Origin of the sequence: Variovorax sp. JS1663 (genome assembly GCF_002157355.1) — a bacterium.
In the GTDB taxonomy this organism is placed as follows: domain Bacteria; phylum Pseudomonadota; class Gammaproteobacteria; order Burkholderiales; family Burkholderiaceae_C; genus Variovorax.
The window spans coordinates 166050-178900 of the sequence record NZ_LYMK01000004.1; the positions used below are offsets into that span (position 1 = coordinate 166050).

A 12851-nucleotide genomic window follows, 5' to 3' on the forward strand; every position below is an offset into this window, starting at 1 on the left:
AACGGGGCGGGCGCGAGGCCGCTCCGGGTGTCATTGTCGCCCGGCCTGGCGCCTCGCTCGGGCCAGGGGTGCAAAGCCCTTCCCCCGGCGCTCCACACCATGGAACTCGGATGCCTCGCGCAGAAAAAAGCCCGCCTCATGGAGGCGGGCTTGGCAAGGAACAGGGGCCGGTCAGCGGCTCGGCTTGAACGCACGCGGCGGGCGCGCATCACGCGGCGCGAAGGCCTTGGTGCCGCCGTGCGCACCACCATGGCCGCGACCCGCGCCGGCGCCGCTGCGCGACGCGTTCTCGCCCCAGCCGGGCTTGCGACCGTAACCGCCGGCCTCGTCACGGGCGCCACCGAAGCCGCCCTTGCCCTGACTCTGGCCTTGGGCCTGGAAGCCGCGGGATGCGCCAGCTCCATGGCCACCGCGCGGCGCCCCGCGCTCGTTGAAGCCGCTGGCACCGGCATAGCCACCACGCGGTCCGCCGAACTTGCGGTCGCGCGAATGGTTGTCGCGGCTCTCGCGGCCACGGCCGCCGAAATCGCCCTGGGGACGGCCCTGCGGGAAGCGCTGCTGCGGCTCCAGGCCGGGGATCACCTCCGCCGTGAAGGGCTGGCGGCTGTAGGCCTCGATGTCGAAGATTTTGCGGCGGTCGCGGAACTCGGCAAAGGTCACGGCCAGGCCGTCGCGGCCCGCCCGGCCGGTGCGGCCGATGCGGTGCGTGTAGTCCTCTGCCTTCATCGGCAGGCCGAAGTTGAAGACGTGGGTGATGGTGGGTACGTCGATGCCGCGCGCGGCCACGTCGGTGGCCACCAGGATCTGCACCTGGCCCTGACGCAGCGCCATCAGCCGGCGGTTGCGCAGGCCCTGGCTCAGCGCGCCGTGCAGCGCGACGGCGCTGAAGCCGTCCTGCTGCAGGTCGGCGGCCAAGCCGTCACACTCGATCTGCGTGCTGGCGAAGACGATGGCCTGGTTGATGGTGGTATCGCGCAGCCAATGGTCGAGCAGCTTGCGCTTGTGCTGGGCGTTGTCGGCCCAGAACAGCACCTGCTTGATGTTGGCGTGCTTTTCCTGCGGGGTGTCGATGGTCACGCGCTGCGGCTCGCGCATCACGCGCTGCGCCAGTTGCTGGATGCGCGGCGCGAAAGTGGCGCTGAACATCATGGTCTGCTGGCGCTCGATGGTGAGCTGGTTGATCTCGGCCAGGTCGTCAGCGAAGCCGAGGTCGAGCATGCGATCGGCCTCGTCGACCACCAGGAACTTGACCTGGTCGAGCTTGATCTGCATCGAGCGCTGCAGGTCGAGCAGGCGGCCGGGCGTGGCGACTACGAGGTCGGCGTTCTGCAGGCGTGCGATCTGCAGTTGGTAGGGCATGCCGCCCACCACATTGGCGATGCGCAGGCCGCGGCAATGGCGCACGAGGTCGATGGCGTCGTGCGCGACCTGCTGGGCCAGTTCGCGCGTGGGGCACAGCACGAGCGCGCCGGGGGTGGCGGGCTTGAAGTGGCGCGGATTGGTCGGGTCCTTGCGCTTGGCCTTCTTGGGCAGCGTTTCTCCGCGCGCGGCGGCTTCGGCGACCAGGCGCTGATGCTCGGCTTGGGCGGCCGCCGCGGCTTCGGCCTGGCGCTGCAGCAGGGTGTGCAGCACGGGCAGCAGGAAGGCGGCGGTCTTGCCGCTGCCGGTCTGGCTGGACACCATCAGGTCGACGAAACGCGTGGCGCCATCGGCGGCGCCGCTGGCGCCCATGGCACGCGGGATCGCCTGCGCCTGCACGGCGGTGGGTTGGGTGAAGCCGAGGTCCTCGACGGCAGCGATCAGTTCACTCGCCAGGCCCAGTTGGATGAAGCCGTTGGGCTGCTTGGGCTCGGCCGCCTCGACGGCGTCGAGCGCCTCGAAGGCCTGACTGTCCTCGGTGGTGGGAATCGACTCGCCGCGGGCGGCGAAATCATCGGATTGCACAGGCGCGAACTCGCCCTGCGCTTCAAAAGCGTCGGTCATTCAGAAATCTCATGCGCGGGTGCCGCCGCAGGCGGCACCCCGTCGGGTGGTGAAAAACATCAACCATCCAACGACGTTCAGCAGTGACTCTCGTCGCTGCCGCGGCCCATTCAACGGGGCGCGATGTGCAAGATAGGGAGATGCGAGAAACGCTGCGGAAGACTTCCGGAACAGCGAAGCCTTCAATTATTGCATGGCTTCGGGGTTTTCACCTAATCCTGCAGGCGCAGAAAGGTATCCCGGTAATGCGCCAGCTCCTCGATCGACTCGTGCACGTCGGCCAGCGCGGTATGGGCCTGCTGTTTCTTGAAGGCGTTGTAGGCGGCAGGCTTCCAGCGCTTGGCCAGTTCCTTGAGCGTGCTGACGTCCAGATTGCGGTAGTGGAAATAGGCCTCCAGCTTCGGCATGTACTTGACCAGGAAGCGCCGGTCCTGGCCGATGGTGTTGCCGCACATGGGCGAGCCGTTCTTGGGGACGTAGCGGGCGATGAAATCCAGCAGCAGCTGCTCGGCGGCCGCCTCGTTCACCGTGGAGGCGCGGACCTTGTCGATCAACCCGCTGCGGCCATGCGTGCCCTTGTTCCAGGAGTCCATGGCATCCAGCACCTCGTCGCTCTGGTGAATCACCAGCACCGGCCCCTCGATGCGCGGCGTGAGCTCGGGGCCGGTCACCACCACAGCGATCTCGAGCAGGCGCTCTTTCTCGGGGTCCAGGCCGCTCATCTCGCAGTCCAGCCAGACGAGATTCTGGTCGCTCTTCTTCAGGGTGGTCGCGGTCGCGGCCGCGGTCGTGGCAATGGAATCGGGCATCGGCCGATTGTCGTCGATGACCCTGCGGCCGAGGGGGCCTGGGGGCGGGCTAAACTCGCTGCGCCATGGCCGCTCCCTTCCCCGCTTCGCTGCTGTTCACGCTCGCGTTCGCCCTCGCGCTGGTCGCCGGGCTGGTCGTGAAGTTCTGGCTGGCGACGCGCCAGGTGCGTCACGTGGTGCGTCACCGCGATGCTGTGCCCGCGGCCTTCTCCGAGGCCATTTCGCTCGCGGCGCACCAGAAGGCGGCCGACTACACGGTGGCAAAGACCCGCTTCGGCCTGCTCGAAATGGTCTGGGGCGCGATGGTACTGATGGGCTGGACCCTGCTGGGCGGACTGGATCTGCTGAACAAGTTGTTGCTCGGCTGGCTGGGCGGTGGCATGTGGCAGCAGTTGGCGCTGCTTGCGGCCTTCGCGCTGGTCGGCGGCCTGCTCGAACTGCCCTTCACGCTGTGGCAGACCTTCCGGCTCGAGGAGCGCTTCGGCTTCAACAAGATGACTTGGCGGCTCTGGCTTGCTGACAGCCTCAAGGCGTTGTTGCTGGGCGCGGTGATCGGCCTGCCGATCGCGGCGCTGATCCTCTGGCTGATGGGCGCGGCCGGCCAGTTGTGGTGGCTGTGGGCCTGGGGCGCATGGATGGGCTTCAACCTGCTGTTGATGCTGATCTACCCCACCTTCATCGCGCCGATCTTCAACAAGTTCCAGCCGCTGGACGACGACTCGCTCAAGGCCCGTGTGAACGCGCTCATGCAGCGCTGCGGCTTCGCGGCCAAGGGCCTGTTCGTGATGGACGGCAGCACGCGCAGCGCGCACGCCAACGCCTACTTCACCGGCTTCGGCGCCAGCAAGCGCGTCGTCTTCTACGACACGCTGCTGCGCCAACTCAATGCGGGCGAGGTGGAGGCCGTGCTCGCGCACGAGCTCGGTCATTTCAAGCACCGGCACGTGTGGAAGCGCATGGCCGCCATGTTCGCACTGAGCCTGGCCGGCTTCGCGCTGCTGGGCTGGCTGTCGGGCCATGCCTGGTTCTACACCGGCCTCGGCGTGCAGCCCAGCATGACGGCGCCCAACGACGCGCTGGCGATCCTGCTGTTCATGCTGGCGGTGCCGGTGTTCGGCTTCTTCGTCGCGCCGCTGCCGGTGCTGATCTCGCGCCGCCACGAGTTCGAGGCCGATGCCTACGCGATCGCCCAGACCAGTGGCGCCGACCTGTCGCGGGCGCTGCTCAAGCTCTACCAGGACAACGCCTCGACGCTGACGCCCGACCCGGTTTTCGTCAAGTTCTACTACTCGCACCCGCCGGCCTCCGAGCGCCTTGCGCGCATGGCGGCGGCCTGACTCCGGAGAACGATCATGAGCAGCATGCTGAAGTCCATCGACTGGAAGACCCGGACACGCCGGGCCCTGAGCGCCACCGAGATCGTGTCTCAGCTGGCCCGCCTCGAGGGCTGGAAGCTGACCGGCGACGGCGCCGACGTCGCCATCGAGAAAACCTACACCTTCGCGAATTACTTCGAGACCATCGCCTTCGTCAACGCGCTGGCCCTGATCGCGCACCGGCAGGACCACCACCCCGATCTCTCGGTGCACTACAACCGCTGCGTGGTGCGTTTCAACACGCACGACGTCGGCGGCATCTCGCCCACCGACTTCGACTGCGCGACGCAGGCGGACGCCCTGCTCGCCGCCTGACGCCATGGAACGCGCCCTTGGCTAGGCCCCGGCCACGCGCCCCAGCCGAGGGGAGCCCCGCCTGGCGCGACGGCCTGGTCGTCGCCAGCCATGGCCGTCACTGCGTGGTGGAGACCCCGGACGGCGAGCGCGTGATCTGTCACCCGCGCGGCAAGAAGAGCCAGGCCGTGGTGGGCGATAGGGTGCGCTGGCAGGCCAGCGAGGACGAGGGCACCATCGAGCAGGTGTTGCCGCGCAGGAACCTGCTCTATCGTCAGGACGAGATCCGCACCAAGTCCTTCGCCGCCAACCTCGACCAAGTCCTGATCCTGGTCGCGGCCGAGCCCGAGTTCTCCGAGGCACAGTTGGCGCGCTCCCTGATCGCCGCGGCTGCGGAACGCATCGGGACGCTGATCGCCCTCAACAAGAGCGACGTGGTGGAGCCCTTCGAGCGGGCCTGGGAGCGGCTGGCACCGTACCGGCGCATGCACCACGGCGTGTTGCCGCTGTCGCTCAAGGCCTCGCCGGAGGTGGACCGCGCCACGCTCATGAAGCTGCTGGCGAGCAAGACCACGCTGGTGCTCGGGCCCTCGGGCGCGGGCAAGAGCACGCTGACCAACCTGCTGGTGCCGCATGCGCGCGCCTCCACGGCCGAGATTTCGCAGGCGCTCAACTCGGGCAAGCACACGACCACCAGCACCACCTGGTACTGGGTGGACGAGGCGCGCACCACGGCACTGATCGACTCGCCCGGCTTCCAGGAATTCGGGCTGCACCACATCGAGCCGATGCAGCTCGCGCATCTGATGCCCGACATCGCCGAGCACGCGGGCGAATGCAAGTTCTACAACTGCACGCACCTGCACGAGCCGGGCTGCGGCGTGATCGCGCAGGTGACCTCGCCGCACCACCCCGGCGGCATCAGCCCGTCGCGCTATCGCATCTATGGCGAGCTGTTCGCCGAGCTGAGCCAGCCCCGCCACAAATGAAAGTCCTGCTGTACTCCCACGTGTTCCACCCTTCTGTGGGCGGCGTCGAAACGGTCTCTCGCGCCCTGGTCGAGGGCTTCGTGGCCCAGGGGGTCGACTGCAAGGTGGTCACGCAGACGCCTGCGGAAGGAGGCACAGACGAATCCTTTCCCTTCGACGTGGTACGCCGGCCCTCGGCGGTGCGCGTGCGCGAGCTGCTGCGCTGGGCCGACGTGGTGCTCTTCAACGGCGCCAGCCTGGCATTGCAGCCCTGGGTGCTGCTCTACCGCAAGCCCTTCGTCTGGGTGCACGTGGGCTACCAGGCCAGTTGCATCGACGGCGCCGGCTGGGTGGACGGCAAGCCCGCGCCGCTGACGCCCGTCGCCTCCGTCCTCTTCCACGCGCGTCGTGGTGGCTGGCTGCGCGCCATGAAGGACGGCATGAAGCTGCTGCTGCGCCGGGGCATCGCGAAATTCGGCGTCACCCGCAACGTCGCGATCACCGAGTGGATGAACCGGGCCCTGCCGCTGCCGCGCCAGGTGCAGATCTACAACCCCTTTCCGATCGAGCGTTTCCGCGCGGCCGATCGCGAGGGGGCCGAGTACGAGTTCTTCTACATGGGCCGCCTGGTGCAAGAAAAGGGCGTGGACACGCTGATCCGCGCCTTCGCCAGGGTGCTGGCGCGCCAGGCCGGCCGGCCGCGCCTGCTGCTGATCGGCGACGGCAGCGCCCGCCCCGAGCTCGAGCGCCTGGTCGCGGAACTCGGCATCGGTTCGTCGGTCTTCTTCGCCGGCGCCCAGTCAGGCGAAGGCCTGGTCGACTGGGTGGCCAAGGGCATGATCGGCGTGCTGCCCTCAGTGTGGTACGAGCCCATGGGCGGCGTCGCGGTGGAACTGTTGGCCGCCGGTAAGAGCCTCATTGTGTCGGCCCAGGGCGGACTGGCCGAATGCGTGGGCAACGCTGGACTTACGTTTCCGAACGGTGACGACGAAGCGCTTGCCGCTCAGATGCTGCGCGTGCTCGAGGACCCTGCCCTGCGCGCGGAACAGGCGTCAAAGGCGCGCGAACGCGCCGCCGGCTTCATGCCCGGACGCTTCGTCACCCAGTACATCGAGATGCTCGGCGGCATCGCGCGCAAGGCCTGAGACTCAGCCCAGGATCTGCGCCAGCGCATCGATCAGCGCCGTGCATTGGTCACGCGTGCCGATGCTGATGCGCAGGTACTGCGCAATGCGCGGTTGCTTGAAATGCCGCACCAGCACGGCGCGCTCGCGCAGCGCTGCGGCGAGCATGGCCGCGTCGTGTGCGGGATGGCGCACGAACAGGAAGTTGGCCTGCGAGGGCAGCACCTCGAAGCCCAGGTCTTCCAGCTGCAGCGTGAGGCCTTCGCGGATGTCGACGACGTCGAGACGCGTCTTGTCGAACCAGGCCTGGTCCTCGATGGCCGCGATGGCGCCGGCACTCGCCAGGCGATCCAGCGGGTAGGAGTTGAAGCTGTTCTTGACGCGCCGCAAGGCCTCGATGAGCGGTGCCTGCCCGCAAGCGAAGCCGACCCGCAGGCCCGCGAGCGAGCGCGACTTGGACAAGGTGTGCACGACCAGCAGGTTCGGATGCCTGTCGATGAGCGGCAACGCGCTCTTGCCGCCGAAGTCGACGTAGGCTTCGTCCACCAGCACCACGCGGCCGGGACAGGCGGCCAGCAGGCGTTCGACGGCGGCGAGCGGCAGGCCGATGCCGGTGGGCGCATTGGGATTCGCGATCACGATCCCGGCGCAGCCACGCGCGGCACGCGCCGCCATCGCCTCGCCGTCGATTCGCAGTCCGGCATCCACCGGCATCAGCTCGCAGGGGATGTCGTAAAGCTGCGCATAGACGCGGTAGAAGCTGTAGGTGATGTCCGGGATCAGCAGCGGCTCGGCCTGCTGGAAGAAGGCAAAAAAGGCATGCGCCAGCACCTCGTCAGAGCCATTGCCGGCGAACACCTGCTCGCTGCGAAGCCCATGGCGAGCGGCGATCGTTTCGCTCAATTCGACAGACTCGGGATCGGGATAACGCTCGAGGCCCTGCGAAGCTGCGCGCTCGATGGCCGCGATGGCCCGCGGCGAAGGCGCAAAGGGGTTCTCGTTGGTGTTCAGCTTGACCAGGTTCGGGATGCGAGGCTGCTCGCCTGGCACGTACGGCTCGAGGGCCGCGACGCGTGGACTCCAGAAGCTCGGAACGGTCGCCAAGGGTCACCCCAGCAGGCGCGCCAGGGTAAGCAGCGCGAGCAGCACCATCCACATCACGACCGAGCGCCAGACGAGGCCGACCACGCTGCGCAGGTGCGCCGGCTCGGGCTCGCGCCCCGGCGTGCTGCCGCTGTCGGGCCCGCGCGTCGCGGCCAGCGGATCGCCGGCCTGTGCGCGCGACAGCGGATCGGTCAGCGGCACCGGGCTCAGCGCACCGCCGCCCAGCCGCACGTTGACCGCGCCGGAGGTCGCGGCCAGGATCACGCCGTCGTTCTCGTTGGGGAAGCGCCGGGCGTCGTTGCGCCAGCAGTCGATCGCTTCCTCGAAGCTCCCGACCACAGCGAAGCCGATGGCGGTGATGCGGGCCGGGATCCAGTCGATCAGCGCCCAGGCCTGGTCGGCCGCCTGCTGAACCCAGACGCTGGAAGGCTGGACCGAGGCGTTGTGCTTGTGCGCCCAGTAACGCGAGACGAACTCGCTCATGCGGTAGAACACCGCCCCGGCCGGCCCGAGTCCGAAGGCGGCCAGGATCGAGAACCAGGCCAGCACGCCGAACACATGCCGGTGCGCCGCGATCACCGAGTGCTCGATCACGTGGCGCACGATCTCGCTGCGCGGCAGGTCCGCCGCATCGACGCGCTGCCAGTGGGCGAGCAGCGAGCGCGCCAGTGCTTCGTCACCGATGTCGAGGGCGTCGCGGATGCCGGTGAAATGATGGCTGAACTGCCTGAACCCCAGCGTGACGTAGAGCACCGCCACGCTCCATAGCACGGCGAAAGGCAGGCCCAGCGTGAGCACCAGCAGCCAGTGCACACCCAGCGCCAGCACCGTGGGCACCAGCACTGCCAGTGCCCATGCCACCCATCCATGGTGTGGCTTGCCGGCATCGAAGTTGCGGCTGGTCCAGCGCGTCCAGGCCAACACGCCGCCGTACACCGGGTTGTGATAGGCGAGCGGTCGCACCTGCTCGATCAGCAAGGCGCACAGGATCGCGAAGAAGCTCATCCGTCGATGATAGCGAGTGGTCCGCAGGGCCCCGCCCGCATCCGAGGACCCGACCCTCAGGCGGAGAGGAAGCGATAGAGGTTGCGCAGCATGCCAGCGGTGGCGCCCCACACGTAGCGCTCGTGGGGCCCGTCCTGATAGGGCATGGAGAACCACTCGCGCGATCTTTTCTCGCCATCGACCACCGCATGGCGACGGTGGTTCGCCGGGTCCATCAGATAGGCCAGCGGCACCTCGAAGGCCTCCGCGACCTCGTAGGGGTTGATGTTGAGCTCGAAGCCCGGCTGCACCAAGCTGACCACCGGCGTCACGATGAAAGAGGTGACGGTGGTATAGGTCGGCAGGCTGCCCAGCACCTCGATGTATTCGGCCGAGAGGCCGACCTCCTCCCAGGCCTCGCGCAGGGCGGCCGCAGGGATGTTGGCATCCTCGGGATCGACGCGGCCGCCAGGGAAGGCGACCTGGCCCGAGTGCGTCGACAGGTTGGCGGTGCGCTCGGTCAGCAGCACCGTGGGCTCTTCGCGCATCACGATCGGCACCAACACGGCCGCCCGGGCCGGCGCACGATCGAACATGCGCGGCTCGCGCCGCAGTTCTGGGGTCCAGGTCGGCGGCGTGGCAAAGCGGGCGCGCAGGGCCTGCGCATCGAGATGGGCGACAGGAACGGCAGGAAGCGCACTGTCGACGCCAACCACCGGTACCTGGCGCGGGTCGAAGGAGGGCGGCACCGCAGGCAGTACGGCATTGACGGTCTCTTCGACGGGGGCGGCGCGCATGGCGGGTGATGGAGGGGTCGTCAAGAAGGATCTACCGAGTAAAGCGCAAAACGGCGCCGCACAGGACAGGCAACGCCACAACAAAAATCACGAACGCCCCGATTCCTCGAGGCACCAACGCAAAGAGCCGCCAGGAGTGGCGGCTTTTTGCAAGGCAGGAGGCGCTCCTACTGAGCGGCCGCTGCGGACTTGCCCGGCAGCTTTTCCTTGATACGCGCCGAGCGGCCGCTACGGTCGCGCAAGTAGTACAGCTTGGCACGGCGCACGTCGCCGCGGCGCTTGACCTCGATGCCGGCGATCAGCGGGCTGTAGGTCTGGAAGGTACGTTCCACGCCTTCGCCACTGGAGATCTTGCGCACCGTGAAGCCGCTGTTGAGGCCGCGGTTACGCTTGGCGATCACCACGCCTTCGTAGGCCTGCACGCGCTTGCGGTTGCCTTCGACGACGTTCACGCTGACGATAACCGTGTCACCGGGCATGAAATCGGGAATCTTCTTGCCGAGCCGGGCGATTTCTTCCTGCTCGAGGGTCTGGATGAGGTTCATGGCTTTCCTGGATTCGATCGTGCGCGCGCTACACAAGGGGCGTCTTGCCAACTTCAGAACGTCTGGTTGGGGCCGACGCGGCCGGCAGAGGATCGGGCAACCCGGGATTATAGCTTTTTTTGGAGCGCCTTTTCATCCGCCGCGCTGAGCCGGCCTGCTGCGCGCGCCGCCTCGATCAGCTCGGGCCGCCTCTCCAAGGTGGCGGTCAGGCGCTGATCACGTCGCCAGCGCTCGATCTGAGCATGGTGGCCCGAGAGCAGCACCCCGGGCACGCCCTGCCCCTGCCATTGCTCGGGCCGGGTGTAGTGAGGACAATCCAGCAGGCCGTCCAGCGCAGGATTGAAGCTGTCCTCGATGTGGCTCGCCTCGTCGCCCAACACGCCCGGCTGGAGCCGGGCCACCGCGTCGAGCAGGGCCATGGCGGGAATTTCGCCGCCCGAAAGAACGAAATCGCCCAGGCTCAACTGGTGCGTGACTCGCGCGTCGATGAAGCGCTGGTCGATGCCTTCGTAGCGGCCGCAGACCAGAACCGCGCCCTCGCCCTCCGCCCACCGCTCGACGGCTGCATGACGCAAGCTTTCCCCGGCCGGCGAAAACAGGACCACCGGCGCCGCGCCGCCCCCCCGGTCAGCCAACGCCGCATCCAGGCAGGCCGACAGGGGCTCGGCCATCATGACCATGCCGGGCCCACCGCCGAAGGGCCTGTCGTCCACCCGCCGGTAGTTGCCCTCGGCGAAATCGCGCGGGCTCCACAGCACCACCTCGACCTGCCCCGTCTCGAAGGCGCGCCGCGTCACGCCGCTCGCCAGGAAAGGCGTGAAGAGTTCGGGAAACAGGGTGATGACGTCGAAGCGCATGGGCGCCGGGGCCGGAACGGGTCAGTAGTCCGGCTGCCAGTCGACCTTGATCAGCCGCCCGGGCAGATCCACCGCGTCGACGAAGGCCGAGACGAAAGGAATCATGCGCTCGACCGGCTTGCCGTCCTCGAGGGCCTCCAGCACCAGCGTGGTCTGCGGCCCGTTGGCCAGCAGATCGCGCACCGTGCCGAGCGCGATACCCTCGCGGTTCGTCACGACCAGTCCGATCAGGTCGACCCAGTAGTACTCGTCGTCGCCGGTAGTGGGAAAACTGGAGCGCGGCACGAACACGCGCGCGCCGCGCAAGGCCTCGGCCGCATTGCGGTCGGGCACTTCCTCCGAGGAGGCGACGATGCAGTCGGAATGTTCCCTGGCTTCGCGGATAGGAAGCCGAAACGCGCCGCGGGCCTGGCCGCCGGGCGGCTGCAGGAACCAGCGCTTGGAGGAGAAAAGCGCCTCGGGCTGGACGCTGTGGGGCAGGACCTTGAACCAGCCCTTGATGCCCCAGGCATCAGCGATGCGCCCCACCTCGATCGCATCCGCCGGCAGTTCGGCCGCTTCGAGCGTGGGCAGCATCGCCGGATGCAGGCGGCTTAGGCGGCCGCCTTGGGAGCGGCCGCGGCGGCCTGTTTGATCAGGCGCGTGACCGTGGGCGAGGCCTGGGCGCCGACGCCCTTCCAGTAGGCCAGCCGATCCTGCGCGATGCGGATGCTCTCTTCATTCTCCTTGGCGGTGGGGTTGTAGAAGCCCAGGCGCTCGATGAAGCGGCCATCGCGGCGGACGCGCTTGTCCGACACGACGATGTTGAAGAACGGACGGCCCTTCGAGCCGCCGCGGGAAAGTCGAATGACGACCATGATTTATCCTTCGGGTGGTGGCGAACACATTGAAAAGTTCGCCCACGGAGTTCTTTCAGCGTCGAGACACGCGACATGGCCACCCGGCCAGCGCACGCTGAAAAGCCCGCGATTATAGCCCGAGCGAAGTATCCCACCCTACCCGGCCTCTGCCGGGCCCTTCGATGACCACCATCCGTCCCAGCCGCGACGAGGACCTCGCCGCGATCACATCCATCTACGCCCACCATGTGCTGCACGGCACCGGCACCTTCGAGACCGAGGCCCCGACTTCCGCCGAGATGGCGGCACGGCGCGCCGACGTACTGGCCAAGAATCTGCCCTACCTGGTGGCCGAGCGCAGCGGCGAGTTGCTGGGCTTCGCGTATTGCAATTGGTTCAAGCCCCGCCCGGCCTACCGTTATTCGGCCGAAGATTCCATCTACCTCGCCGAGGCCGCCCGCGGCCAAGGCATCGGCACCCAGTTGCTCGCGGCGCTGACCGAAGCCGCAGAAGCTGCCGGCGTGCGCAAGCTCATCGCGGTGATCGGCGACTCGGCCAACGCAGGGTCGATCGGCGTGCACCGCGCGCAGGGCTTCGAGCACGTCGGCGTGCTCAAGGATTGCGGCTGGAAGTTTGGCCAGTGGCGCGACGTGGTGCTGATGGACAAGGTGCTGGGCCAAGGCAGCACAACGAACCCCGAATGAAGAACAAGACCACGGCCGCCTGGCTCGCCTTTCTGGGCGGGCCGCTCGGCCTGCACTGCTTCTATCTGCGTGGTTTCGGGAGCATGCTCGGCTGGCTGCTTCCCATCCCGACCGCCCTGGGCCTCTACGGCATCGAGCGCACGCGCGCCTACGGTGTCGACGACGCCCTGAGCTGGCTCTTGCTGCCGCTGCTCGGCTTCACCATCGCGGGTTGCGCCCTCACCGCCATCGTCTACGGCCTGATGACGCCTGAAAAATGGAATGCGCGCTACAACGCCGGCGCCGCGCCCGGCGCAGCGGCCGGCCGGAGCAGTTGGCTCACCATCGGCGCCGTGGTGCTGGCATTGTTCTTCGGCAGCACCATCCTGATGGCCAGCATCGCCTTCAGTTTCCAGCGCTTCTTCGAGCACCAGATCGCGGAAGGCCGGAAGATCTCGCAGTAAACCTGGCAAAGCGCCCGCGCAGGG

Annotated in this window: 15 protein-coding genes; 6 read left to right on the top strand and 9 right to left on the bottom strand. The window is 67.9% G+C overall.

Annotated elements, in window-relative coordinates:
* Window positions 1–171: 171 nt before the first annotated feature.
* Together A8M77_RS05800 and orn are read right to left on the bottom strand one after the other, a co-directional pair.
* The gene (locus A8M77_RS05800) at window positions 172–1983 is read right to left on the bottom strand and encodes a DEAD/DEAH box helicase (RefSeq protein WP_086920596.1); all 1812 of its coding nucleotides are present in this window, start codon (window positions 1981–1983) and stop codon (window positions 172–174) included.
* Between the two features lie 212 nt (window positions 1984–2195).
* Complete coding sequence (gene orn / locus A8M77_RS05805) at window positions 2196–2792, bottom strand: oligoribonuclease (protein WP_086920597.1); 597 nt, start codon at window positions 2790–2792, stop codon at window positions 2196–2198.
* Between the two features lie 65 nt (window positions 2793–2857).
* On the opposite strand from orn, the gene A8M77_RS05810 reads away from it, so the two are divergent.
* From A8M77_RS05810 to A8M77_RS05825, 4 genes are read left to right on the top strand one after another with little or no spacing between them, the layout of a single operon-like run.
* The gene (locus A8M77_RS05810; RefSeq protein WP_086920598.1) at window positions 2858–4129 is read left to right on the top strand and encodes a M48 family metallopeptidase; all 1272 of its coding nucleotides are present in this window, start codon (window positions 2858–2860) and stop codon (window positions 4127–4129) included.
* 15 nt (window positions 4130–4144) lie between these two features.
* Window positions 4145–4483, top strand: a complete 339-nt coding sequence (locus A8M77_RS05815; RefSeq protein ID WP_086920599.1) for a 4a-hydroxytetrahydrobiopterin dehydratase — start codon at window positions 4145–4147, stop codon at window positions 4481–4483.
* A 17-nt stretch (window positions 4484–4500) separates the two neighbouring features.
* Window positions 4501–5451: a ribosome small subunit-dependent GTPase A gene (rsgA, locus tag A8M77_RS05820; RefSeq protein WP_086920600.1), complete on the top strand. Its 951-nt coding sequence runs from the start codon at window positions 4501–4503 to the stop codon at window positions 5449–5451.
* On the top strand, window positions 5448–6575 hold the full coding sequence (locus A8M77_RS05825; protein ID WP_086920601.1) for a glycosyltransferase family 4 protein: 1128 nt from the start codon (window positions 5448–5450) through the stop codon (window positions 6573–6575). Before rsgA ends, A8M77_RS05825 begins: the two co-directional genes overlap by 4 nt.
* Before the next feature lie 3 nt (window positions 6576–6578).
* Here the strand turns inward: A8M77_RS05825 and hisC are convergent, their stop codons facing one another.
* From hisC to rpsP, 7 genes are all read right to left on the bottom strand, one after another.
* Window positions 6579–7658: a histidinol-phosphate transaminase gene (gene hisC / locus A8M77_RS05830; protein WP_086920602.1), complete on the bottom strand. Its 1080-nt coding sequence runs from the start codon at window positions 7656–7658 to the stop codon at window positions 6579–6581.
* Window positions 7659–7661: 3 nt separating this feature from the next.
* Window positions 7662–8663, bottom strand: a complete 1002-nt coding sequence (locus A8M77_RS05835) for a CobD/CbiB family protein (protein WP_086920603.1) — start codon at window positions 8661–8663, stop codon at window positions 7662–7664.
* Window positions 8664–8719: 56 nt separating this feature from the next.
* Window positions 8720–9439: a CoA pyrophosphatase gene (locus tag A8M77_RS05840; RefSeq protein WP_086920604.1), complete on the bottom strand. Its 720-nt coding sequence runs from the start codon at window positions 9437–9439 to the stop codon at window positions 8720–8722.
* A 167-nt stretch (window positions 9440–9606) separates the two neighbouring features.
* Window positions 9607–9984 (bottom strand): 50S ribosomal protein L19, encoded by a 378-nt coding sequence (gene rplS / locus A8M77_RS05845; RefSeq protein ID WP_086920605.1) that lies wholly within the window; start codon window positions 9982–9984, stop codon window positions 9607–9609.
* Window positions 9985–10091: 107 nt separating this feature from the next.
* Window positions 10092–10841, bottom strand: a complete 750-nt coding sequence (trmD, locus tag A8M77_RS05850) for a tRNA (guanosine(37)-N1)-methyltransferase TrmD (protein WP_086920606.1) — start codon at window positions 10839–10841, stop codon at window positions 10092–10094.
* 21 nt (window positions 10842–10862) lie between these two features.
* Entirely contained in the window at window positions 10863–11417 is a 555-nt protein-coding gene (rimM, locus tag A8M77_RS05855) for a ribosome maturation factor RimM (RefSeq protein ID WP_086920607.1), read from the bottom strand.
* A gap of 17 nt (window positions 11418–11434) precedes the next feature.
* Entirely contained in the window at window positions 11435–11698 is a 264-nt protein-coding gene (gene rpsP / locus A8M77_RS05860) for a 30S ribosomal protein S16 (protein ID WP_077000602.1), read from the bottom strand.
* Window positions 11699–11862: 164 nt separating this feature from the next.
* On the opposite strand from rpsP, the gene A8M77_RS05865 reads away from it, so the two are divergent.
* Together A8M77_RS05865 and A8M77_RS05870 are read left to right on the top strand one after the other, a co-directional pair.
* A complete protein-coding gene (locus A8M77_RS05865) occupies window positions 11863–12384 on the top strand; it encodes a GNAT family N-acetyltransferase (protein WP_086920608.1) in 522 nt (173 codons plus the stop codon).
* Complete coding sequence (locus tag A8M77_RS05870; protein WP_086920609.1) at window positions 12381–12827, top strand: hypothetical protein; 447 nt, start codon at window positions 12381–12383, stop codon at window positions 12825–12827. The genes A8M77_RS05865 and A8M77_RS05870 overlap by 4 nt, the downstream gene beginning before the upstream one ends.
* Window positions 12828–12851 lie beyond the last annotated feature (24 nt).

Coding starts and splice junctions, on each gene's coding strand:
- A8M77_RS05800 (WP_086920596.1), bottom strand. CDS start 1,983: ATGACCGACGCTTTTGAAGCGCAGGGCGAGTTCGCGCCTGTGCAATCC.
- orn (WP_086920597.1), bottom strand. CDS start 2,792: ATGCCCGATTCCATTGCCACGACCGCGGCCGCGACCGCGACCACCCTG.
- A8M77_RS05810 (WP_086920598.1), top strand. CDS start 2,858: ATGGCCGCTCCCTTCCCCGCTTCGCTGCTGTTCACGCTCGCGTTCGCC.
- A8M77_RS05815 (WP_086920599.1), top strand. CDS start 4,145: ATGAGCAGCATGCTGAAGTCCATCGACTGGAAGACCCGGACACGCCGG.
- A8M77_RS05825 (WP_086920601.1), top strand. CDS start 5,448: ATGAAAGTCCTGCTGTACTCCCACGTGTTCCACCCTTCTGTGGGCGGC.
- A8M77_RS05835 (WP_086920603.1), bottom strand. CDS start 8,663: ATGAGCTTCTTCGCGATCCTGTGCGCCTTGCTGATCGAGCAGGTGCGA.
- A8M77_RS05840 (WP_086920604.1), bottom strand. CDS start 9,439: ATGCGCGCCGCCCCCGTCGAAGAGACCGTCAATGCCGTACTGCCTGCG.
- rplS (WP_086920605.1), bottom strand. CDS start 9,984: ATGAACCTCATCCAGACCCTCGAGCAGGAAGAAATCGCCCGGCTCGGC.
- trmD (WP_086920606.1), bottom strand. CDS start 10,841: ATGCGCTTCGACGTCATCACCCTGTTTCCCGAACTCTTCACGCCTTTC.
- rimM (WP_086920607.1), bottom strand. CDS start 11,417: ATGCTGCCCACGCTCGAAGCGGCCGAACTGCCGGCGGATGCGATCGAG.
- rpsP (WP_077000602.1), bottom strand. CDS start 11,698: ATGGTCGTCATTCGACTTTCCCGCGGCGGCTCGAAGGGCCGTCCGTTC.
- A8M77_RS05865 (WP_086920608.1), top strand. CDS start 11,863: ATGACCACCATCCGTCCCAGCCGCGACGAGGACCTCGCCGCGATCACA.
- A8M77_RS05870 (WP_086920609.1), top strand. CDS start 12,381: ATGAAGAACAAGACCACGGCCGCCTGGCTCGCCTTTCTGGGCGGGCCG.